Here is a 22,074-nt window from a genome sequence, read left to right on the forward strand (position 1 = left end):
CGCCTCGTTTTCATGCGGCGGCCTCTGGGGCATCGTATTTACGTTCTCTGGACGATCAGCGCCGCACCGCAAAACAGCGCGACGAAGACCGCAACCCGGAACAGGCCCGGATGCCACGCGAACTGATAGGTACCGACCTTCGCCAGAAACATATCCAGCGCCACGAATACGACGACGCTCCCTAAAAACACGAGCAGCAGCGTGGGCGCAAAGAAGCCATACAGGTCAATTTCCACGGGCATCGCTTTCCCCTTCTTTGGCGCCGACCGGAATCGCGTTGATCTGCGCGCCCCCGCCCAGGTCTTTCATCAGCAACACCCATGCGTCGACCCGTTGCGCATGGATCAGAGTGAGATCGCGCTCTTGCTCGAGCATGATCTTTTGTGCTACCAGCACGTCGAGATATTCGGTGATCCCGCCTCGATAGCCGCTGACCGCGAGATCGTATGCGCGCCGCGACGATTGCCAGGCCGATTCGGCCGATTGTTGCTGAACGTCGAGCGACTGTAGCGACGTCACATCCTCAGCGACGCTCTGTACGGCGGACAGCACCGTGTCGTTGTATTTGAGAACTGCATCGTCGTATTCGGCGTTTGCCACGCCGAAGTTGGCGCGCCGGCGGCCCGCGTCGAAGATCGGCAATGATCCGGCAATGCCAACGCTGTGCCCGACTGCATCGCTATTGATGAAGTTGAAAAATCCACCGAATGGCGCCAATGACGCGAGTGAGGCGCTGGCGACCAGATCGATGTTGGGGTAAAAGTCCGCGTGCGCGGCATCGATCTTTTTCGCCGCTTCCGCGGCCCGCCATCGTTGCGCGACGACGTCGGCGCGATGCCCGACAAGCTCCGCGGGCAAGGCCGAAGGCAGCGCCGTGGCGACGCTGTCCGGCAGCAACGGCGCCTTTAATTGATCGCCGAAACCCGGCCCCTCGCCGACCAGATACGCAATCTGTAATCGGATGAGCGCGATTTCGTTCAGCGTGCGTGCAATGTCGGTTCGGCCTGCTTCATATTGTGCTTTCGCCTGACTCGCGTCGATCTCGCCACTAATGCCGGCAGCGCGGCGCTTGACCGCAATATCCATGTTACGCAACTGCTCCTCGTTGATCGACCGATAGACCGCCAGCAGCGCTGCCTGAAGCGCGAAACGCGTATAGGTGCGCGCAACGGCCGCTTCGAGTTCGACTTTGGCGAACTGTGCGTCCGCCACCGAAGCCTGCACGTGATTGAGTGCGCCTTGCTCGATTGCGCGATTCTTGCCCCAGAAGTCGAGGTCCCACGAAAGCGCAACAGCCGCGGCGTTGTTCCAGACCGTAGTGCCGCCTGGCGGCGAAGGGGTCGCATATCGAGGGAAGCGCGTGCGGGCAAAATGGGCCGCACCCTCGATGTCGGGCAGTTCGTCCGCATGCGCCGCGCGCGCCTGCCAGATCGCGGCGGTGACGCGTGATCTCACGATCGCGAGCGTTGGACTGCCCTTCTCGGCCTGCTGCATCAGCATGTCGAGCTGCGGGTCGCGCCAGCCGAGCCACCAGTCGCTCGTGGGCCAGTTCGCGTCACTGACCGCGGTGCGCACGGCGCTGCCCGCGTCCAGGCCGGTGGGATCGATATACGAAGCCTCGGGCTTGATTCCCGCGCCATCGATGCAGCCCGCGAGCACCGCGAGCGCTATCGACGACACGACACGCAGCGCAAACGCGCCAGCGCCGGAAACCGCGAAGGCTCTCATGACTCGGCCGCCGTGACTGCCCCAAGGCGCGTCAGTTGGTCGGTCAGCGCCGCCCAGGTCGAATAGAGCCGCGCGCGCATCTTCAGTATCGCGCGGCATTCATCCGATGCCGGATCGCCAGGGGGACCGGCCAGCACGGTCAACGCCCGTCTGATCGCCGCGAGCGCCGTTTCGACCGATTCGGAATCGGCGCGCTGCGCCAGTCGTTCCATCGCGCTGAGCCATTCAGCCTGCGCCTCGGCCCACGCCGCAGGAAGCAGATCTGGCTGTGTGAATTCGAGGTTGCGCACCTTCATCAACGTATTGACGATCCATAACTGGTCGAAGGCCCAACTCGTGGCGCGCTCCAGTTGATCCGGTGTGACGTGCGGCACCGTCGAAATATGCGCGATCAGGTCGCGCATCGCGATTCCCACCTGCACGGCGTCATTCGTATCGACGGGATCGCGTGCTGCCCGCTCCACGATCGAACGAATACGCGTCGCGTAACGGCTCGCCATCCAGGCGCCTTCGCGTGCGACCACGAGGGAAAACGCCACGGCGGAGACACCGATGCCGATGAGCAAGCCGAATCCGCGGTCGAGAATATAAGGCGGGTTGTAGACGGCGACGTTCGTTGGCGTCAGCACGTAGCAGAAGTAGATGTTGAAACCGGCGCCAAATAGCGCGACGCGCGGGAATGTATTGACGTAGCTCCCCAGGAACAGCACGATGCCCAGACACAGCGCGAACAGGGTGACGTCGCCCAATGCGGGCATCACGAAGAAGTTCACGCCGAAGCCTATGATCCACGCGATCAGGCATCCGACAAAGACTTGCCAGCTCGCAACGGCAGGTGTCGGGCTAAGCGAAAAAAATCCGCTGGTAATGCCTGCCGCTACAACCGCGCTATAGCCGTTGTCCCATCCCGAGACCACCCACGCGAATCCGACGACTGCCACCGCCGTAGCCGCGCGCACGCCCGCTATCGCCGCCGTGAAGCCGCTCGTATGCAGCGGAACGCTGCGAATAAACGCCACCGCTTCGGCGACGGGCTGCGTGAACCGTACTCTCGGCGGGTCGAGCAGCACCTTGCAGGTATTGCAGAACAGGCGAAGCGCCACGACCGCAGACCAGGCTTCGGCCGCGACCATCGCGACGGACTCGTAACCGGATTCGTCCTGCTGTTCGTTACCGCTCGTCCTGCGGTCGAGGTAGAGCAGCAGCGACGCTTCCAGTGCGCTCAACCTCTCGATCATGCGCTGGAGCCCGCTCGCCGTTTCCAGACACGCCGCATTCTCGTTCGCAACGACATTCGCCACCTTCCCGAATATCGCGTCAACTGTCAAGCGAAGCGCTTCGCCTATCTTCACCGAGTTGCGCCGCGCACGGGAAACGGAGAAGATTCGCGTGACAACACCGAGAAATGTCTTGTCCAGCTCCAATAGCCCTTCGTCGCGCAAACGCATTTCCGGCTCCTCGAATACGGCAGCCGTGCGCAGGCCCTCCATCGTCACGCTCTCACGAATCAGCTTGAGATAGTTTTCAACCGGTTCATACCCAGGGTCGCCGCGCACCGCGCCGCGCAGCGAATTCAACAATAGCGCCAATGCGTTTGCTCGCCATTTCGTGAGCGCGGGCACGACCCTCTGCGGAAACACCAGCGCACTCACGACACTGCCGCTCGCCACACCAATGAGGACTTCGCTGATCGTATAGATGATGTTGTACGTCACGTCGTAGGGCGTCGGCCACTCGGGCACCGTGGTAATACACGCTGCATAGCCTGACAACACGAAACCGTATGACTGATAGTTTTTATAGTACGAAGCCCCGGCGACGAAGAGCCCGACCCACATTGCGAGACCGGCCAGGAAAAGCACGGGCTGCTGCGCGAACAGGATGATCAGTATCAGTCCGGCAAAGCATCCGCAGATAATGCCCAAGGTCCGGTAAAAGGCGCGCGCAATCACCATTCCGCTTTGCTGGTGGAACATCACGATCACCGCCGAGACCATGGCCGTGCCGGGCGCGCGTAGTTCGAGCCGCATGCATATCAGCATGCTGATGATCACGGCCAGCGCAGCCTTGAACGCGTGCACGATACGCGGCAGCTCGTCGCCGTACACGTCGGCAAATTCTTTGCGGAATCCCTCCCAGGTCGTATTCATGTCCGCTTGACCTCACCCGTCAACCGCGCGCCATACGACTCCTCCACACGATCGTTCGGAATCGTTCTGGCATTTATATTAGCGCGATCAACGGGCCGCCTCTTTCGTGAAATGGCGTGGAATATTCTGGAACAACGGCGATTCGTGACTGCCGATCGATCAATTGCGCTATCCAATGCATCGGAATGGAAAGATTGCAGTGCATTGACTACCTGAGAGCAAATCTTCTTTTAACGTAACGCCGTTAATCCGGAGGCGTCTACGTTCCATTCTTCCTGCGCGCAGCGCGGGCAGCAGGCCTCCACGGCCGAAGCGAGTATCATCGCGCCAACGTTCCTCGGTGCCGGTCGCGTTGGGCGCGGACGATAGATCTCGTCGCCGGGCGAGATCAGCTTGCCGCTCATCGCGCAACGGCCGTTCACCCGGGAATGCGCGGCCACCCACAGTTGCTCCCGGTAGCAGCATTTGGTCGGGTCGCGCCAGTCGATCGTCATCGAGTGCGCGCTTGGCCGGTCGATGATACGTACGAATGGACGCCAGTCCGAAACATTGGTTTCCGCGCGGTGCCGGCATTTCGCAAGAGGAACAGGCTCCACGTCGACGATTTCCGAAGCCCCCGGTATCGACAGCAGACCTATCGTGCGAATCCACGGATCGACGAAGTTTGTATTGGTCAACATCGGCACCTCCTTTCACTCGGCAATCACGTCCTGCGAGCCGGTTCGATGAGCCGGTGCGGCGTGTAGCCAAGGTATCGCCGATCGTCGCGATGAGACAGCCCTACAAAGGGTTGTGCCGCGCGCATGAATTTTCTGCAACCCTATACCTTCGTTTAATGCCGTGCTGGAGGAACGCTTTCGACTGGCTCAAATAGCTCTGATGTAAATAACGTTTACATACTCACCGATCTTTAACCTTTGAGAAGCCGAAACGATCAATAACGTTTTGGCATTGAATCCGGCTCAAACCCGGTTGCTCCTTGTACGAGCAATTTGTTGCAGCGCGTCGTTAGCCATCGAGTCGGCTGAATGAAAGAAACGGCCGATATCTCGCGCACTTTTATACCTTTGTATGGTTACCGTGCCTCTTACACCGGACTATCCTGCAATGCGAAAGTCTAACAACCAGCAGGACTGCCGCACTCCGCCTGGGCAGTCCGTCCGAGGGATCGCGTGACTCCAGTCGCTCTTGTCTCCATAGTCGAGGACGACGAGTCGGTTCGGGAATCAATCGAGAGTCTCATTCGAGCCATGGGATGGGAAGTCTTGACTTTCGACTCAGCCGACGCGTTCCTCCGTTCAGGCGCCGTGCACAAAACACGGTGCCTCATCTCGGACGTCACCATGCCGGGAATGTCGGGCCTGGAAATGCATGCGCAGTTGCGCTCGCAAGGCAATGCGCCGCCAACGATCTTCATTACCGCTTACCCAACCGCGCAGGACGAATCCGTGGCGCTCGCCAACGGCGCACTTGCCTATCTCGAGAAGCCGGTTGACTCGAGCGTAATAATCGAAAAGGTTCGAGAAACGATCGGTCGGGCCTGAAATCTGGCGCGCCACATCGATCGCTTCATTCGATCGCCTCGTGCCATCCGTCGTTTTAACGCCAGTTGCACTTCATCCCTATACGACGGTATAGGTCAGTGGCATTGTGTGCCGCATTTCGCATACCGCGGTACTGTTTCCAACGCTGTCGTGGCGCGCTAGTGTGCTGATGTCGGACCGGATGCGGTCCGCTCATCCTGCCAGAAGGTGCTCACGATGGATGCCAACGCGCTCGATCTGTCACGGCTTCAGTTTGCCTTCACCGTATCCGTCCACATCATTTTTCCCGCGCTCAGTATCGGTCTCGCGAGTTTCCTTGCGGTTCTCGAGGCGTGCTACCTGAAGACAGGCAAGCCGCACTACAAGGCATTGTCGATGTACTGGGCGAAGATATTCGCCGTTGGCTTCGGCATGGGTGTCGTTTCCGGTGTGGTCATGGCCTACCAGTTCGGCACGAACTGGGCGGGGTTCTCCCGCTTTGCCGGACCGATTACCGGTCCGCTTCTCACCTACGAGGTGATGACCGCCTTCTTTCTCGAAGCCGGATTCCTTGGAATCATGTTGTTCGGTTGGGAAAAGGTCGGCGCGAAGGCTCACTTTGCGGCAACGCTGCTCGTTGCCATTGGAACGCTCATATCCACTTTCTGGATTCTCGCATCCAACAGCTGGATGCAAACCCCACAGGGATTCAAGATCGAGGACGGACATGTCGTTCCGGTGGACTGGCTCGCCGTCATTTTCAATCCGTCGTTTCCGTATCGCCTCGCGCACATGACGATCGCGGCGTTTATCGTCGCCGCGCTGGTCGTTGCCGCGACGGGCGGGTGGCATCTTTTGCACGGGCGGCGCGACCCGGAAGTCAAGACCATGTATTCGATGGCGCTTTGGCTGCTCCTCTTTCTCGCACCTGTGCAAGCCTTCGTTGGCGACCAGCATGGGTTGAACACCCGTCGCTACCAGCCGGTAAAGATCGCTGCGATTGAAGGACTATGGGAAACGGAAAAAGGCGGCACGGCGCTCAATCTCATCGGCTTTCCCGATATGAATGCGGAAGTGACACGCTATGCGATCAGAATTCCTCATCTCGGCAGCCTGATCCTCACGCATAGCTGGGACGGTGAAATTCGCGGGCTCAAGGAATTTCCCAAGGAAGATCGCCCGAATTCGAGCCTGATTTTCTGGACGTTCCGGATCATGGCGGGGCTCGGCGTACTGATGATCCTCACGGCGCTCCTGGGCGCGCTCCTTCGGCGCGGCGCAAGACTCTTCGAGTTTCGCGCTTACCAATGGCTCACCGTCATCATGGGCCCAATGGGTATCGTCTCGCTCATTGCCGGCTGGATTACCACCGAAGCGGGCCGCCAGCCCTGGGTCGTATTCGGCGTATTGCGAACGAGAGATGCCGTCTCGCCTGTGACTGCCCAGAGCGCGGGCGTTTCCCTGCTGGTTTTCTTCATGGTTTATGTGCTCGTCTTCGGCACGGGCGTCTATTACATCCTCAAGCTTATCTACTCCGGTCCGCCTCTGGAAGGCGAATCCGCGGCGCCTGCCAAAGTCGCGGATCACCCCGCAGCGGGCGGCCGCCGTCCACTCGCCGCGGCCACCGAGTAGTCGTATGCCAAGCCAGATGCGCAATCCTTCAGGAGCCTGCCATGGATGTCACGGTAGTCTGGGCAACCATTATCGCCATTGGTCTTTTCATGTATATCGTCCTCGACGGGTTCGATCTGGGCATTGGCATGATTTTCCCGTTCTTCCCCTCGGACTCCATCCGGGACATGCTGATGCACAGCATCGCCCCGGTATGGGACGGCAATGAGACGTGGCTCGTATTGGGCGGAGCTGCGTTGTTCGCCGCATTTCCAATGGTCTACTCCGTCGCGCTCTCGGGGCTTTATTTGCCGATCATCTTCATGCTCGTGTGCCTGATTTTTCGCGGCGTCTCATTCGAGCTGCGCGGCAAGGCCAACCGGACGAAGAATCTTTGGAGTCTCGCCTTCATCTGCGGATCCGCTGGCGCTGCATTCTTTCAAGGGGTGATCCTCGGCTCCTACCTCCAGGGTATTCCCGTGCAAGACGGTGTGTTCTCGGGTGACCCGTTCTTCTGGGTTTCCCCCTTCAGCTTCCTCACCGGCATGGGTCTCATGGTGACCTATGCGCTGCAAGGCGCCACCTACCTCGTCATGAAGACGGAGGGCGAACTGCAAGACAGCCTCTTCGGGATCGTTTGGCCAATGACACTCGCGTTGCTGGCGTTCATCGTCGTCGTGAGCATCTGGACGCCGCTCACGGACGCCGAAGTCGCCGCGCGATGGTTCAGTTCTTCGTTCCGCTATAGCCTCTATCCGGTCCCGATTCTCGTTGCGGTGACGGCGGTCGGCATGTACCGCGCAGTCAAAAGACGCTCGGATTTTGCACCCTTCGTGCTTTGCAACGTTCTGATTCTTCTCGGCTACCTTGGACTCCTGATCAGCATCTGGCCCTACGCCATTCCTCGTTCCATAACGTTGTGGCAGGCGGCTTCACCCCGGTCGAGTCAGATATTTGCGCTCGTTGGCGCAGTGATCATCATCCCGATCATCGTCGTTTATACGACTGTGGGCTACTGGGTATTCCGCGGAAAAGTCTCGCAAGATAGCCAGTATCATTGACGGAGGATAGAACCATGTCGGATACCCCTCACGAAGAGCAGCAGACCCTTGGCAAGCGTATGACGTGGTTCGCCATACTCTGGCTGCTCGGCTTCGTTTTCACCGTCCTGCTCGCCATGCCCTTTCATTTTCTCGTCGTGGCTTTGCAACGTTGATGGCGGCTGAACGCTCGATCACTTCAGATTCTGTGACTTGATGACTGACCGGAACCACCGCGGGTGGTGCTTTCTCGCCCACCCCGGCGTGACATAGCCGTGAAGCATCGCACCCAGCGTGCCGTCGATCCATATTCCGGCGTAGATATGCACCGTGATCGCCAGGATCAAGACCAATGCAACGAGCGAATGTACCAACGCGGCAAAGCGAAGGACGTCAATGGCGAAGTACGCCGAGAAATAGCGACGCCAAATGACGATGCCCGAGAGCAGCAGCGCGATCATGCAGGGCAACAGCGTCCAGAAAAGCATCTTCTGGCCGCCATTGTATCGGGCCACCTCGGGAAGTCCTTCGTCGCGATTCTGGAGAATCAGCAAAATACGAAGAAGCCATTGAATGTCGCTGAGTTCGATGAGATTGTGGCGCCAATAGCGAATCGCGAGGCAAGAGAACGCCGAAAACATGACGAGGCCGATGAACGGGTGCAGGATTCTCATCCACTGTCCGCCGCCAAACAGCGCAGAAAGCCAGAACATGGCCGGATGAAACAGCGCAAGACCTGACAGCGCGAGCAAGATGAAGCTCAACGCCGTGATCCAGTGGACGGTACGTTCGTTGGCGTTATAACGCTCGATCAGGAAATCGGACCTGCCGTTATTGCTGCTCATCTTTTGCCTCCTTGCTGGCCTCGATATCTGCGCGCGCAGCTTCCTCATCGGACTCGTGTACCCTATTTGGCCCGATCCGCACGTAGTGAAAAAAGGTCGTCAAAATTGTAAGAAACAGCACCGCCAGAGCCAGCGGCTTGGCAATACTTTTCCACACCATGACGAGTGGATTGATTCGCGGCCGGTCGGGCAGACCGTGATAGAGAGACGGCTGATCCGCGTGATGGAGGACATACATGACGTGCGTTCCCCCTACACCGGACGGATCATAGAGTCCTGCATTCTCGAAACCGCGTCGTTTCAGATCCACGATTCGATCGGCAGCCTGCGCCTTCATGTCTTCCTTGGTCCCGAACATGATCGCCCCGGTCGGGCAGGTCTTCGAGCAGGCAGGCTCCTGACCAACGGCAACACGATCCGAGCAGAGCGTGCACTTGTACATGCGATGGTCGGTCTTCGAGAGCCTCGGTATATTGAACGGGCATCCGGCTATACAGTAGCCACAGCCAATGCAGTTCTCTTCATGAAAGTCGACGATGCCATTCGTGTACTGCACGATGGCGCCCGGCGACGGGCAGGCCTTGAGACACCCTGGATCCTCACAGTGCATGCAGCCATCCTTGCGGATGAGCCACTCCAGATCCCCTTTGGGATTGACGTATTCCGTGAAACGCATGACGGTCCACGAGTGCTCCGATAGATCACGCGGATTGTCGTAGACTCCGACGTTCTCGCCAATCTCGTCTCTCAGGTCGTTCCACTCCATGCACGCGGTCTGACATGCCTTGCACCCTATGCATTTCGAAACGTCGATCAACTTGGCCACCGTGCCGGTGACAGGATTCCGGTCGCCAGGCGGTGGCACGGTCGTGGCGGATAACCGCCTGATATCCAGTGATTGCAGGGACACGTTTGCACCTCATACCTTTTCGACCTTGACGAGGAAGGACTTGAACTCCGGCGTCTGCGTGTTCGCGTCGCCGACCGATGGGGTCAGGATGTTGGCGAGATAGCCGGGCCGGGCGAGCCCCTTATAGCCCCAATGAAGCGGCACGCCTACCGTGTGAACCCTTTTCCCCTCCACCATGAGCGGCCGGATGCGCTTCGTCACGAGGGCGATTGCAACGATGTAACCGCGCCTGGACGACACCTTCACGCTATCTCCCGAAACGATCCGCAGTTCGTCGGCAAGTTCGTCGCCAATCTCGACGAATTGCTCCGGCTGGATGATGGCGTTCAGGCGCGCATGCTTCGTCCAGAAGTGGAAATGCTCGGTCAATCGATACGTCGTGGCCGTATGCGGAAACTCGGCGGCCGTGCCGAAATCCCTTCTGTCACGCGCGAACACGCGCGCAACCGGGTTGTTCGTGACATCGGGATGGTCCGGGTGGAGCGGATTGAAACCGATGGGCGTTTCGAAGGGCTCGTAGTGCTCCGGGAACGGTCCTTCTTTCATCTGCCGTCGTGCGAAAAAGCGAGCCACGCCTTCCGGGTTCATGATGAAAGGCCCCATGCCAAGCGAAGGCGCTTCGTCTTCCTTGTAGTCGGCAATATCCGCGCCGATCCACTGGCTCCCATTCCATTTGAGGATCGTCCGGCTCGGATCGAACGGTTGCCCATTCAGGTCGCAGGAAGCCCGGTTATAGAGGATTCTTCGATTCTCGGGCCACGCCCATGCCCAGCCAGTCGACTGCCCGATATTGGTGGGATCGCTATTGTCGCGGCGCGCCATCATGTTCCCCGCTTCCGTCCACGCGCCGCAGAAGATCCAGCATCCGCTCGCGGTACTGCCATCGTCGCGAAGTTGCGAAAAGCCTGAGAGTTGCTGGCCGGCTCTCACAACGACCGCGCCAGCGTTGTGCGAATCGCCAAGGTCCGATAGCGCCGACCCGTTGTACTCTTTGGCCAGTTCCTCGGGCGTGGGGCTTTGCGGGTTCGCATAGGGCCAGCTGAGTTTCAGTATCGGCTCGGCATACGCTCCGCCTTCGTTGCGATACAGCTCCCGCATCCGCGTGAAGATGTTCGACATGATCTCGGCATCGCCGAGGGCGTCGCCAGGCGGCTCAGCGCCCTTCCAATGCCACTGAAGAACGCGCGAAGAACTGACCACCGAGCCGTTTTCTTCCGCAAAACAAGTGGTAGGCAGCCGGAACACCTCGGTCTGGATCTTCGCCGGATCGGCCTTGTGATAGTCGCCAAAGTCCTTCCAGTACTCAGACGTTTCCGTGGCGAGCGGGTCCATGATGACGAGCCACTTGAGCTTGCACAGCCCCTCGAAGACCTTGGCCTTGTTCGGCGCCGAAGCAATCATGTTGAAACCCTGGCAGACGTAGCCCGTCATCTTTCCCTGGCTCATCGACTCGACGTTTTGAATCAGGTCATAGGTTTTATCCGGCTTCGGCAGATAGTCGTAGGCCCAGTTGTTCTCTTTCGTCGCGGCGTCGCCCCACCAGGACTTCATCATGCTGACAAAAAAAGCCCGGTAGTTCTGGTAGTAGCTCAATTGATTGGGACGTAGAGGTTTGAGCGCATGGCGCTGGATATAAGCCTCGTAGTCCTGGTCGTCTTCCCAAGGCAACACCATGTAACCCGGCAACATCTCGCTCAATAGTCCGAGGTCGGTCAAACCCTGGATATTGGAGTGACCGCGCAAGGCGTTCACACCGCCACCCGAGATGCCGATGTTGCCGAGCAGCAGTTGGACCATGGCGCCGGTGCGGATGATCTGCGAGCCGGTCGAGTGATGCGTCCAGCCGAGCGCATACAGAAGCGTCCCGGCACGATTGGGCGCCGCGGTGCTGGCAAGTATTTCGCAGACGTGCACGAACTTCTCCTGCGGCGTACCGCAGATTCTTTCCACCATCTGCGGCGTGTACCGCGAGAAGTGTCCTTTCATCAACTGATAGACACACCGCGGATGCGACAACGTCGCGTCGGTCTTCACGAATCCGGTATCGTCGAGTTCGTATTCCCAGGTGCTCTTGTCATACGATCGCTTGTCGGCGTCGTAGCCCGAATAAAGCCCATTATCGAATGCAAAGTCCTCCCTGACGATGAAGCTGAAATCCGTGTAGTGCTTTACGTACTCGTGCTGGATCTTGTCGTTCGTCAGCAGGTAGTTGATGACGCCGCCCAGAAAAGCGATATCGGTTCCGGTGCGGATCGGCGCATAGTAATCCGCCACCGAAGCGGTACGCGTAAAGCGTGGATCGACCACCACGAGCTGTGCGCCGCGATGCGCCTTCGCTTCGACCACCCATTTGAATCCGCATGGATGCGCCTCGGCCGCATTGCCGCCCATGACCAGAATGACATCGGCATTCCGGATATCCACCCAATGATTCGTCATCGAACCGCGGCCGAACGTCGGGGCAAGACCTGCCACCGTCGGGCCGTGTCAGACACGCGCCTGGTTGTCGAATGCGAGCATCCCCAGGCTGCGCACGACTTTATGGGTGAGATAGCCGGCCTCGTTGCTCGCGGCCGAAGCGGCGAGAAATCCGGTGGAGACCCAGCGGTTGACGAGTTTGCCCTCGTCCGTTCGATGAATGAAATTCGCGTCGCGGTCTGCTTTCATCAGCGCGGCGATGCGGTCGAACGCGTCATTCCAGGAGATCGGCACCCACTTGTCCGATCCGGCCGCGCGGTATTCGGGAATTTTGAGCCGCGCTTCGCTATGCACGAAGTCGAGAAGACTTGCGCCCTTCGGACATAGCGTGCCGCGATTGACAGGGTGGTCAGGGTCGCCTTCGATATGGATGATGCTGCCTTTGGCGTTTTTGGCGTTGTCGCCCAGTGCGTACATCAAGATCCCGCAGCCCACCGAACAGTACGTGCAGGTGTTTCTCACCTCAGTGGTGCGCATGAGCTTGTATTGGCGCACCTCCGCCAGCGCGGTAGCGGGCGAAAACCCGGTGAGTGCGAGGCTCGAACTCGCTAACGTGGTTGCAGTGAGCTTGAGGAACTGGCGACGGGTCAAGTTATCCATGAAGACTCCCCCGGGGATCTGCTCGCGGCCGCACAAAGGCACGACACACGTTATTGTTCCCGATACCCGTCACCACGTATTTTCTGAACGCACGCTTTTTTTATTTCACTGCTTTCCTATACCTTCGTTTAATACTGCGGAGCTTCCACGGCGCTCCCCCATACCCCTGTAGACTACCGGCGCTAGTTGTCACGCGATATCTTGCAGATACTTTCCCGCACGGACACGGAGGATAGATCCATGAACGCGCCCCTTCTCATCGGTCGATATGCAAGGTCATCGGAAGCCGTATCGTGTGAACCGGATCGCGGCTTCGCGCTTCCAGAAGTGCTGCGCTGGACGAGCGGAACGCCCAAGGCGTGGGGTACGCAAATCGACAGCCGTTGCATTCTCGTCGCGCTTTGCCTGAACCAGTCGCTCCTGACGCTGGCGATAGACGGCGTATCATTTCATGACGGCGTCGTCGATCGAGGCGCGGCGCTCGTGATACCCGCCGGCTCCCGGATCGATGCGCGTTTCGCCACGCCGAGCGACTTCCTGCATGTCCATGTGCCCCCATACTGGCTCACCGAATGGCTCGACAACGACGACATAGCGGATATCGATTCCATTTTGTCGGAGCCGCAACATCTTCGCGACCCGCTGGTATTCAAGCTGACCGGCACGCTTTTGCGCGCGATTCACGGCAAATCCTCCACGAGCACGATTTACGCGGACGGCATCACGTTATCCATTCTCGCGCGCCTGCTCGAAATCATGGTGCTGCGCGCCACGATCAAACCGGCTCGCGCGCCCACTGTCTCGCCGCTCGAGGCGTGGCGCGTGAAGATGGCAATCGACTTCATCGATCAGCGTATCGATCAGAGCATGACGTCGGCCGAACTGGGCGCGGCGGTCGGTCTGTCGCCCATGCACTTTGCGGCGCGCTTTCGCGCCGCAACGGGCACCTCGCCACATACGTTCATTCTTCGCAGACGCATCGAGCACGCCCAAACGCTGCTCGCCACCACGAAGTCGACCGTTGCCGATATTGCCTTTAGCGTGGGTTTCCGTACGCAAGCGCACTTCACGACCGTGTTTCGACGCCACGTTGACGATACGCCGCATCGCTGGCGCGGCAAGCACGGGGCAACCGTGCGGCTGGGAGCGCATAACCTTGCAAACGTCGCGTGAGGGGCCACGCTCGTCACGCAGAAGCGCTACACGCGCGTTCTGCGCAGGCCATCGAGCTTCGCTTTCGCCGCCTTGAGGTCCGCCGTCTCGAAACCTTCGGTGAATTGCTCATAGACTGAAACCAGCACGGTTTGTGCGTGATTCGTCTTGCCAAGCCTGTGACTCAGTCGAGCGAGGCTCGTCGCCGCGCGCAGCGCCCAGGACGGTGCGCCTTGCTGACAGGACAGTTCAATTGCCTGCTGATAAAGGCTTTCCGACATGCCCAGCATATCGAGTGCGTCGGTCTCTTCGAGTATTTCACCCTTGATGCGCAACAGTTCCGGCATGCACCACAACTCGTCGTGCGCGTTCGCCCAGCTCAGTGCTTCATCGACTGCCGTGTGCGCCTCCTCATTGCGCCCAAACGCTCGCAGCCCGCGTGCGTAGATTCCCGCGTACATCGCATAGCGCAGACCGATATGCTCGCGCTTGAACTGCTCCAGCCCGGCGCGCAGTATCGGGAGGCCGGACGGCTCGCCGCACTCGATCAGCACGGCGCCGTGCAGGCAACATGCCATCGCTTCGAAAATGACGAGCCCGTGCTTTGCCAGATGGTCCTGCAAAAGCTTGAGATGAGCTTGCGCCGCGACCAGATCACCCACCTGTAGTGCGATCGGCACCGATGCAAGCGCGAGCACATAGCCGAGCGTCAACGAATGGCCGCTGGCCAGCGCGTCGCTTCTTGCTTCGTGTTCCGTTCGCAGCGCCTGATCGGCCAAGCCTTGAAGCCACAACACGTTCGACAGGATGGTTCTGGAGCCGTTACGCCAGTCGACGTGAATCGGCGAGAGTTGCGGCCGCTGAAGCGGCGCGAGGTGGCGGCTGAGCACACGCTCGAGATGTTCGCGCGTTTCAGCCTGCTTGCCCATGTGATGCCACGTGAACGCGGTGAGCCTGTCGCCATCCGAAAGCGCGACGGCGTTGCCCGATGCCTCCGCCACAGAGTGGAAATTTTCGAGCAGTTCGTCGGCTGCGCGGTTCTTGCCTTCATAAACCAGCGCGCAACAGCCGGCAAATAATGCGCGTAACTGATATTCCTTGTCGTCGAGCGCTTTCGCAATGGCCAATGCCATTCTCCATGCAACGTCGACCTCGGGAATCATGCCGCACGTGTACATGGCCGCTGCGGCCAGCGCGGCATGAAGCTTCATGCGGTACCGGTCGAATGCGGGCGAGCCGCCGTCGATGCTCGACAACGCTTGCTGAACGCGGTTGCGGCACTCCTCGAGCGACGACAAGCGCAGCCACGCCGGAATGGCCGCTACCGTGAGCGCCACGCCAAGCTCTGCCTCTGCGCGCGCCGCAAACGCCCAGTCGAGCGCCGCGCGCACGTCGTCGATCGCACGCAAATGCTCCTGCGCCCAGCGGCGCTCCGGCGGCGTGCTCCACTGATCCTCGGCGCGTGCGTACATGTCGAGGAAATGTCCGGCGTGACGGCGCGCGACTGTGTCCAGTTCGCCCGCATCGGCAAGCTTGCGGCGCGCATAGTCGCGCGTCGAGTCGAGCAGCCGGTAGTGCACTGTTTCGCCACGCACGTCCGCCGCAACCATCGACTTCGCCACGAGGCTCGCCATCGCGTCGATCGCGTTGCGGCTGGAAATACCGCCTCCGGTCGCCACCGCTTCGGCCGAGCGCAGCACGAAGCTGCCCGCGAACATCCCCACGCGGCGCAAGACGACCCGCTCGACCTCGGGCAGCAATTGATGACTCCAGTCCAGCATCGCCGCCAGTGTCCGGTGCCGCTCGGGGGCCGTGCGCCGTCCCTGCCCGAGCGCGAAAAAGCGGTCGCTGAGCAGGCCCAGCAGTTCGCGCAGGCCGAATGCATCGAGACGCGTGGCCGCGAGTTCGATCGCCAGCGCAATACCGTCGAGCCGCCGGCAAATCTCGGCGACCACGGGCGCATCGTCGTCGTTGAGCTCGAAGTCTCCGCGCCTCGCGCTCGCACGCTCCATGAACAGTTGCACCGCCGGATAGCGCAGCGCAACGTCTGCGGTCAGCCCCTCAGTGGCCAGTGGGCTGGCTAGCGGCTCAAGGCGATACACGTGCTCGCCGGCAGCCGCCAGAGGCTCGCGGCTGGTGGCGAGCACCAGCACCCGCGGCGAGGCGCAAACGATACGCTCAACGATGGCGCAGGCGGCTTCGATAACGTGCTCGCAACTGTCGAACACGACGAGTTGCGGGCGCTCGCGCAGCGCGAAATAGCTCGCCAGCGCCGAGGCGACATCGTTCGAATGCACGGCCAGCCCCAGCGCCGCCGCGACGACATTGGGCACGAGATGCGCGTCGGCAATCGTGGAGAGATCGACGAACCAGACCTCGTGCTCGCCTGCTTCGAACATTTGCCGCGCGACGGCCAGCGCCACCGTCGTCTTGCCGATTCCGCCCGGGCCCGCAACTGTCACGAGCCGCGAGTTAAGCAGTGGTTTAAGCAACGATTGAATGTCGGCTGCGCGCCCGAGTGGCCGCACCAGCGCCAGTGGGATATTGTTGCTGCTGCGAGGCCATTCGCCGCCATGCGTCTCATCCCGCGCCGGCAATACCCGTTTTACCGGTGCGACGAAGCGATAGCCGCGGCCCACCACCGTGGCCAGATAATGCTGATCGTGCGGACCTTCTCCAAGGGCCTTTCGCAACGCGGCGATTTGCACCTTGAGGTTGCTTTCCTCGACCACAGTGTTCGGCCAGGCCCGCGCGATCAATTCCTGCTTCGTGACGAGTTCGCCGCAACGCTCCACGAGCGCAACGAGGATCTCCAGCGCGCGGTTGCCCACACGCACCGCACAGCCGCCATTGAACAGCATCCGCTGCGCGGGTATGAGCTCAAAAGAGCCGAATAGAAAGGCTTCGCCTGCGGCATCCGGATAACTGGCCACCACGCTTCACCTGATATCTGGCTGAGACCCGCCAATATACCAGCATGGTCACCCTGGCCGCCGGACCGCCTCCTGCGCCCGCAATTGCCGATCGGGAAGGACGCTGTGGATTTGCGACACCACCCCCGCTCCCTCGCCAACCGCGGCAGACACGCGCTTGATCGATCCCGCGCGCACGTCGCCGATCGCAAACACGCCGCTTACGCTCGTCTCCAATGTGTGGCCGCCTTCGTCGCGCGCGCCATGCGCCTCTGTTCCCGTCAATACGAAGCCTTTGGCGTCGGTCTTGATGCTGCACTCGTCAAGCCATTGGGTATTCGGCTGTGCGCCGGTAAAGAGAAAGAGATGCCGAACGCTGAACGAAAGTTCACCCTGAACGCCTTCGCACCTGACCCCGGCGAGCCCGCCGTCTTCTTCGGTGAGTAACGTCACTTGCGTGTCCGTATAGAGCGTCACGTTGGGTAGGCGGGCTATCCGGTCGATCAAGTACTGCGACATATGCTCCGCGAGACTGTGATCACGCACGATGAGGTGCACGTGGCGCGCATAAGACGCAAGGTACACCACGCCTTGTCCGGAAGAGTTACCGCCGCCCACGACCACGACCTCCAGCCCCTCGCACAATTTCGCCTCGACCGGCGACGATCCAAAGAACACGCCCCGGCCAGTCAAGCGCCCGAGACCTTCTATGTCCGGTCTTGCGTAGACTGCTCCGCAGGCAATCACTATGGTATGCGAATCAATTCGCTTGCCACCATCGAGCTCCACCGCGAGCGGGACGCAATCGCAACAAAGCGAATTGACGCGCGTCGGAATCGAAATATGGACCCCGAACTTCTGTGCCTGCATGAAGGCCCGGCCGGTCAATGCTTCTCCGGAAATACCGGCCGGAAAGCCCAGATAGTTTTCGATCCGGGCGCTCGTGCCGGCCTGCCCTCCGGGGCCCCAGCTGTCGAACATCGCCACCGACAAACCTTCGGAAGCCGCGTACACTGCCGCCGCAAGCCCGGCGGGCCCGGCGCCGACGATCAGCACATCGTAGACATGCGCGGGGTCGAAATCGGGCAACCAGCCAAGACGCGTTGCAAGCTCGTTCTCATCCGGTGCGCGCAGCACCGTCCCGTCCGGACAGACGACGACCGGGAAATCGGCCTCGGTTGCCGAGAGGCGTTGCAGCAGCGCCACCGTTTCGGGATCTTCGCGCGCGTCGATCAGAGAATACGGATACGAATTTCGTCTGAGCAGATCCTGTAGCGCGATCAGGCGGGCGTCGGTCGAATCACCGATCAGCACGGGGCCGCTGCCGCGCTCGATCAAGCCGACGCGCCTCAGAATCAGCGCGCGCATGATCTTCTCGCCCAATTCTGCCTCCATGACCAGCAGCCTGCGTAGGTCCGCGGATTGAATCACGATGGCGGTCGTGTCTTCGATGACGACGCCGTCGCCAAGGCACGGGTGGTCGAACAATTGGGCGATCTCTCCCATGAACTGCCGCGCACGATACTCGAAGGTGCGATGGACGCGCCCCATTGCATCGCGCCGGATCACGCGCACATGCCCTTCGAGCATGACGACGAGGCCGGGCGCGGTGTGTCCCATCGAGAACATCAGTTCGCCGGCTTGCCACTTCATCACCGTTCCGAACGCGCGTGCCCTTTCGATTTCGCGCTCCGGCAGCAGCGGAAACATCTGTTCCTGCGGGCTCGAAAGCACCGATATCGGCGCATCCGGTTCAGTCCAACGGGTCATTTCCGGTCGGTCGTTTTCCATGGATGCCTCTTTTCGACATTAGCCTTCAGAATTCGAGCGCGGCGAGCGCCGCCTCGGCAACCTCGATGTCCTGCTCGACGGTTCCCGCACTCGTGCCCACCGCGCCAATGACGCTCCCTTTGAAAACGACCGGAATACCACCGCCAAAGATCACCACCTTTCCAGCGTTGGACTCCTGTATGCCGTAGAGCGGCTTTCCCGACTGAGCGAGCGTCGCCAGATGGGAGGTCGCCGTGTCGAAGATTCGGGCGGTCGCCGCCTTGTCGATCGCAAGATCGATGCTGCCGATCAGCGCACCGTCCTGGCGAAGAAACGCGATCAGATGTCCACCCGCGTCGACCACCGCGATGTTGTACGCAATGCCGAGGCTCGAGGCTCGCGCCTCCGCCGCGCAAACCATCTTCTTCGCATCTTCCAGCGTGAGACTATCGTAGGATCGTGGCATGTCACCCCTCGGCTATCCGTACCGTGTCATGTGCCGCTCTGCTAACGATAATCAAACAGGCTATTTCACGCCGAACCCCATGCAAGTTCGCAAAAAAACCTTGCAACGGGAAACGTCGATGCCGCTTCGCGCGACTCAAAACGTCAGATCATGCAATTCGCGGACTCTGTCGATCAACCACTGGAGGAACGACTCTTCCGACTGGGCGGCAGGCTTTGATGTACCCAGCTTGTCGAGCGACTGTTGACGACGTGAAAGCAGTCCGCACATCGACTGGACGATATGCGGGTAGTTCTTGAAGACGGGTGTCAGCGCGTCCTTATTCGCGCGATAGATCACGCCATTCGTGAGGGCCGTGACCGTCACGCGTGCCGGCAAGCCCGCAAGCAAGCCATCCTCGCCGCACGTTTCGCCCGGCCCGAACCGCGCAACCTCGATCTGTTCAGCGCCCTTGCTGGCAACCGCGGAGAGCACCCCGGAATCGATGATCGTGAGCGCGTCGGACACGCTGCCCGATGTGATCAGAACCTCGCCGGCTTCGTATGCGTGGCAGGACAGCCCTTGTGCGAGTCGCGCGAGTTCGTCGAGTGGCAACGCGGCGAATAGTTGAGCGCGGCGCAGTACGGCGATGCGCCCATCGCCTGAGGCCGCAACCGGGTCGTGCGGGCGGGGATCGCCAGGGCCTCTGAGATCGACCCCCGCCGCTGCGAGGTGGCGATAGCAAAGATCGTAAAGCTCGTTGGCCACCGCGGCTTTCTTGCCCATGTCGTCGACAAAGGCGGTCACTTCGTACGAGAGCGACTGGACGCTCGCCCCCTTCACGAGCACGGACGGCGCGGGGTCGGCGAGCACCGCGCGCACGCCCTCGAGCGCGAGACGAAGCGCATCGAGCACGACACCGGGTCGCGCCTCGGGGGTGATTTCGAGCGTGATGGTCAGACCGTGCAGCGCGGCGGGGCGGCTGCTGTTGGTGATCTTCGCCTTCGCGGCCACCGCGTTCGGCACGATGATGACGTCGCCCTGCCCGGTCAGCAGATGCGTCGCGCGCCAGTTCATCTCCAGCACCTTGCCTTCGACGCCGTCAATGGAAACCCAGTTGCCGACTTCGTATGGCTCGGTGGTATTGATCACGATGCCCGCAAAGACGTCGCTGAGCGTACTCTGGATCGCGAGGCCCACAACGATCGCGAGCGCGCCAGACGTGGCAACGAGACCACGCACCGGCAGTTCGAGAACGAAAGCCAGCGAGGCGACCACGGCGGCAAGAAAGGCAACCGCGCCGAATATGTCTTCGAAAAGCCGTTGACGGCGCCACGTCTTCGGCAGGAACAGGGTATCGAGCACGATGCTCAAAAGGCGTGCGCCGGTCAGCCACCAGATGATCTCGAGCACTGCGCCAGCCACATGCAGCGCGCGCGAGCCTTCGAGCGGCGGCTCGGAGAAAGGACTCAGCCCCGAATTGAACAGCAGCGCGCTCAACGCCCCGTAGATGCACAGCCGCGTGAGCAGTCTCGCCACTTCGTTGCGCGGCACGGCGCTGCGCCACACCGCGACGTCGATGGCCACCAGCGCAAAGCCGAAGATCAGCGGATTGTCCACACGGGCTCCAGGGGTCAGTCGAGCGCAACGAGCGTGTTTTTCAAGCGTGACTGAATGAAGTCGAGAAAGCACTGAATGCGGATGGAAAGCGTCAAATTGCGGTAGAACACCGCGTGCACCGGTTGCAGTTCATTGTTCAGGGCATCGAACGTCAGTTTCACGAGGCGGCCAGCAGCGATATCCTGCGCGGTCATGAAGTTGGCAAGACAGGCGATACCCTGCCCCGCTAGCGCCAGTTGGCGTATCGTCTCGCCGCTCGATGCACTCAAGGCAGGACGCACCTGAAGGCATTTCCCTTCGGCGTTGCGCATGGGCCAGACGTAGCGGCGCTCGCGTTCCGTGAAGCCGATCAGCAAGTGACCAGCCAGGCCCTCAACACTCGCTGGGTTGCCGTGGCGAACGATGTATTCGGGGCTAGCCACCACCTGCATTTGCACCCCGCCCAACGGCCGCGCGCGCAGCGTCGAATCGCTCAAAGCGCCAACGCGAATCGCGATATCGGTGCTCTCGGCCAACAAGTCGATATTGAATTCGCTCGTATTGAGTTGGAGTTCGATGTCGGGATAAATGCGGCGGAATTCCCCGACGTGCGGCACGATCGCATGCAGCATGAAAGCGGACGCAGCATTGATGCGCAACCTTCCCACCGGCGCTTGCAGGCGCCATGTGAGACGCTCTTCGAGATCTTCCATGCGGTGCAGAATTTCCCTTGCATGGCCGAGGTAGAACGCGCCTTCCTCGGTGAGATGCATGCGACGCGTCGTGCGGTTGAGCAGGGTCGCGCCGACCTTCTCTTCGAGCTTCGACAGCGACCGGCTGACCGCCGAGGGGGCAAGGCCAAGGCTTTGCGACGCCGCTGTAATCGAACCCGATTCGACAACGCTGACGAAGATGGTGAGATCCTCAGAGGTGGCTTTCATTGCAATGACATGCAGGCTGCGCCATGACCTGTCCAACCTTTTTCACACGGTGAATACGTCGGCTATTGCAGACAGACGTCCCGGTAGTCGACGGTGCGCCGGTAGACATTTCTACCGAGCCACGGGACGAAGGTAAATTCCATATACGCATCGCTGCAAACGATGATCCAGTTGTGTAAAGTCACTTGCTCAGACTGATACATGTTCACTGACTCCAGAAGACCCGCCGCGTGAGCCACATGTCGGCGCTCTCCACGACGATTTCAGAGTACTCGTCCGCTGCAGGCAAGTCCACGCTACCATGGCATACGTCAATCGCCGCCCTGCGTGCAGGCACTATACGTTCGTATGGTAAGCGTGGTCGTGAGCG

The 22,074-nt window shown here is 60.5% G+C and carries 17 protein-coding genes; 5 read left to right on the forward strand and 12 right to left on the reverse strand.

Going from position 1 to position 22,074, the window contains the following annotated elements; translation table 11 throughout:
* Nucleotides 1-38 precede the first annotated feature (38 nt).
* From M3I54_RS20095 to M3I54_RS20110, 4 genes are all read right to left on the reverse strand, one after another.
* Nucleotides 39-242: a DUF1656 domain-containing protein gene (locus M3I54_RS20095; RefSeq protein ID WP_254339014.1), complete on the reverse strand. Its 204-nt coding sequence runs from the start codon at nt 240-242 to the stop codon at nt 39-41.
* The gene (locus M3I54_RS20100) at nt 226-1,728 is read right to left on the reverse strand and encodes an efflux transporter outer membrane subunit (RefSeq protein WP_254339016.1); all 1,503 of its coding nucleotides are present in this window, start codon (nt 1,726-1,728) and stop codon (nt 226-228) included. Before M3I54_RS20100 ends, M3I54_RS20095 begins: the two co-directional genes overlap by 17 nt.
* Nucleotides 1,725-3,878: an FUSC family protein gene (locus M3I54_RS20105; RefSeq protein WP_254339019.1), complete on the reverse strand. Its 2,154-nt coding sequence runs from the start codon at nt 3,876-3,878 to the stop codon at nt 1,725-1,727. The genes M3I54_RS20100 and M3I54_RS20105 overlap by 4 nt, the downstream gene beginning before the upstream one ends.
* 230 nt (nt 3,879-4,108) lie before the next feature.
* Nucleotides 4,109-4,558 carry a DUF3331 domain-containing protein gene (locus M3I54_RS20110; protein WP_254339021.1) on the reverse strand — a complete coding sequence of 150 codons (450 nt, stop codon included), beginning with the start codon at nt 4,556-4,558 and terminating at the stop codon, nt 4,109-4,111.
* A gap of 492 nt (nt 4,559-5,050) precedes the next feature.
* Here M3I54_RS20110 and M3I54_RS20115 point away from each other — a divergent pair, with 492 nt between their 5' ends.
* From M3I54_RS20115 to M3I54_RS20130, 4 genes are all read left to right on the forward strand, one after another.
* Nucleotides 5,051-5,422 (forward strand): response regulator transcription factor, encoded by a 372-nt coding sequence (locus tag M3I54_RS20115; protein WP_375542171.1) that lies wholly within the window; start codon nt 5,051-5,053, stop codon nt 5,420-5,422.
* Between the two features lie 216 nt (nt 5,423-5,638).
* Nucleotides 5,639-7,033 carry a cytochrome ubiquinol oxidase subunit I gene (locus tag M3I54_RS20120; RefSeq protein WP_254339023.1) on the forward strand — a complete coding sequence of 465 codons (1,395 nt, stop codon included), beginning with the start codon at nt 5,639-5,641 and terminating at the stop codon, nt 7,031-7,033.
* Nucleotides 7,034-7,074: 41 nt separating this feature from the next.
* Nucleotides 7,075-8,073, forward strand: coding sequence for a cytochrome d ubiquinol oxidase subunit II (gene cydB, locus M3I54_RS20125; protein WP_254339031.1), 999 nt, complete (start codon nt 7,075-7,077; stop codon nt 8,071-8,073).
* Nucleotides 8,074-8,087: 14 nt separating this feature from the next.
* Complete coding sequence (locus M3I54_RS20130; protein ID WP_254339033.1) at nt 8,088-8,228, forward strand: hypothetical protein; 141 nt, start codon at nt 8,088-8,090, stop codon at nt 8,226-8,228.
* A gap of 18 nt (nt 8,229-8,246) precedes the next feature.
* Here M3I54_RS20130 and M3I54_RS20135 read toward each other — a convergent pair whose 3' ends face one another.
* Genes M3I54_RS20135 through fdnG form a run of 3 tightly spaced genes read right to left on the reverse strand, consistent with a single transcriptional unit; the run spans nt 8,247 to nt 12,885 of the window.
* Entirely contained in the window at nt 8,247-8,897 is a 651-nt protein-coding gene (locus tag M3I54_RS20135) for a formate dehydrogenase subunit gamma (protein WP_254339128.1), read from the reverse strand.
* The gene (gene fdxH, locus M3I54_RS20140) at nt 8,884-9,807 is read right to left on the reverse strand and encodes a formate dehydrogenase subunit beta (protein WP_254339035.1); all 924 of its coding nucleotides are present in this window, start codon (nt 9,805-9,807) and stop codon (nt 8,884-8,886) included. Before fdxH ends, M3I54_RS20135 begins: the two co-directional genes overlap by 14 nt.
* A gap of 9 nt (nt 9,808-9,816) precedes the next feature.
* Complete coding sequence (gene fdnG / locus M3I54_RS20145) at nt 9,817-12,885, reverse strand: formate dehydrogenase-N subunit alpha (protein WP_254339043.1); 3,069 nt, start codon at nt 12,883-12,885, stop codon at nt 9,817-9,819.
* A gap of 240 nt (nt 12,886-13,125) precedes the next feature.
* Here fdnG and M3I54_RS20150 point away from each other — a divergent pair, with 240 nt between their 5' ends.
* Entirely contained in the window at nt 13,126-14,058 is a 933-nt protein-coding gene (locus M3I54_RS20150) for a helix-turn-helix domain-containing protein (protein WP_254339045.1), read from the forward strand.
* A gap of 26 nt (nt 14,059-14,084) precedes the next feature.
* Here M3I54_RS20150 and M3I54_RS20155 read toward each other — a convergent pair whose 3' ends face one another.
* The 5 genes from M3I54_RS20155 to M3I54_RS20175 form a co-directional block, all read right to left on the reverse strand.
* Complete coding sequence (locus tag M3I54_RS20155; RefSeq protein ID WP_254339047.1) at nt 14,085-16,970, reverse strand: winged helix-turn-helix domain-containing protein; 2,886 nt, start codon at nt 16,968-16,970, stop codon at nt 14,085-14,087.
* Between the two features lie 48 nt (nt 16,971-17,018).
* Nucleotides 17,019-18,740 carry an FAD-dependent oxidoreductase gene (locus M3I54_RS20160; protein ID WP_309249625.1) on the reverse strand — a complete coding sequence of 574 codons (1,722 nt, stop codon included), beginning with the start codon at nt 18,738-18,740 and terminating at the stop codon, nt 17,019-17,021.
* A 25-nt stretch (nt 18,741-18,765) separates the two neighbouring features.
* Complete coding sequence (locus M3I54_RS20165) at nt 18,766-19,185, reverse strand: heme-binding protein (RefSeq protein ID WP_254339049.1); 420 nt, start codon at nt 19,183-19,185, stop codon at nt 18,766-18,768.
* A 135-nt stretch (nt 19,186-19,320) separates the two neighbouring features.
* Nucleotides 19,321-20,784 carry a mechanosensitive ion channel family protein gene (locus M3I54_RS20170; protein ID WP_254339051.1) on the reverse strand — a complete coding sequence of 488 codons (1,464 nt, stop codon included), beginning with the start codon at nt 20,782-20,784 and terminating at the stop codon, nt 19,321-19,323.
* A 14-nt stretch (nt 20,785-20,798) separates the two neighbouring features.
* Nucleotides 20,799-21,704: a LysR family transcriptional regulator gene (locus M3I54_RS20175; RefSeq protein ID WP_254339053.1), complete on the reverse strand. Its 906-nt coding sequence runs from the start codon at nt 21,702-21,704 to the stop codon at nt 20,799-20,801.
* Nucleotides 21,705-22,074: the final 370 nt, after the last annotated feature.

It is taken from the genome of Paraburkholderia sp. CNPSo 3274, assembly GCF_024206475.1.
GTDB lineage: Bacteria > Pseudomonadota > Gammaproteobacteria > Burkholderiales > Burkholderiaceae > Paraburkholderia.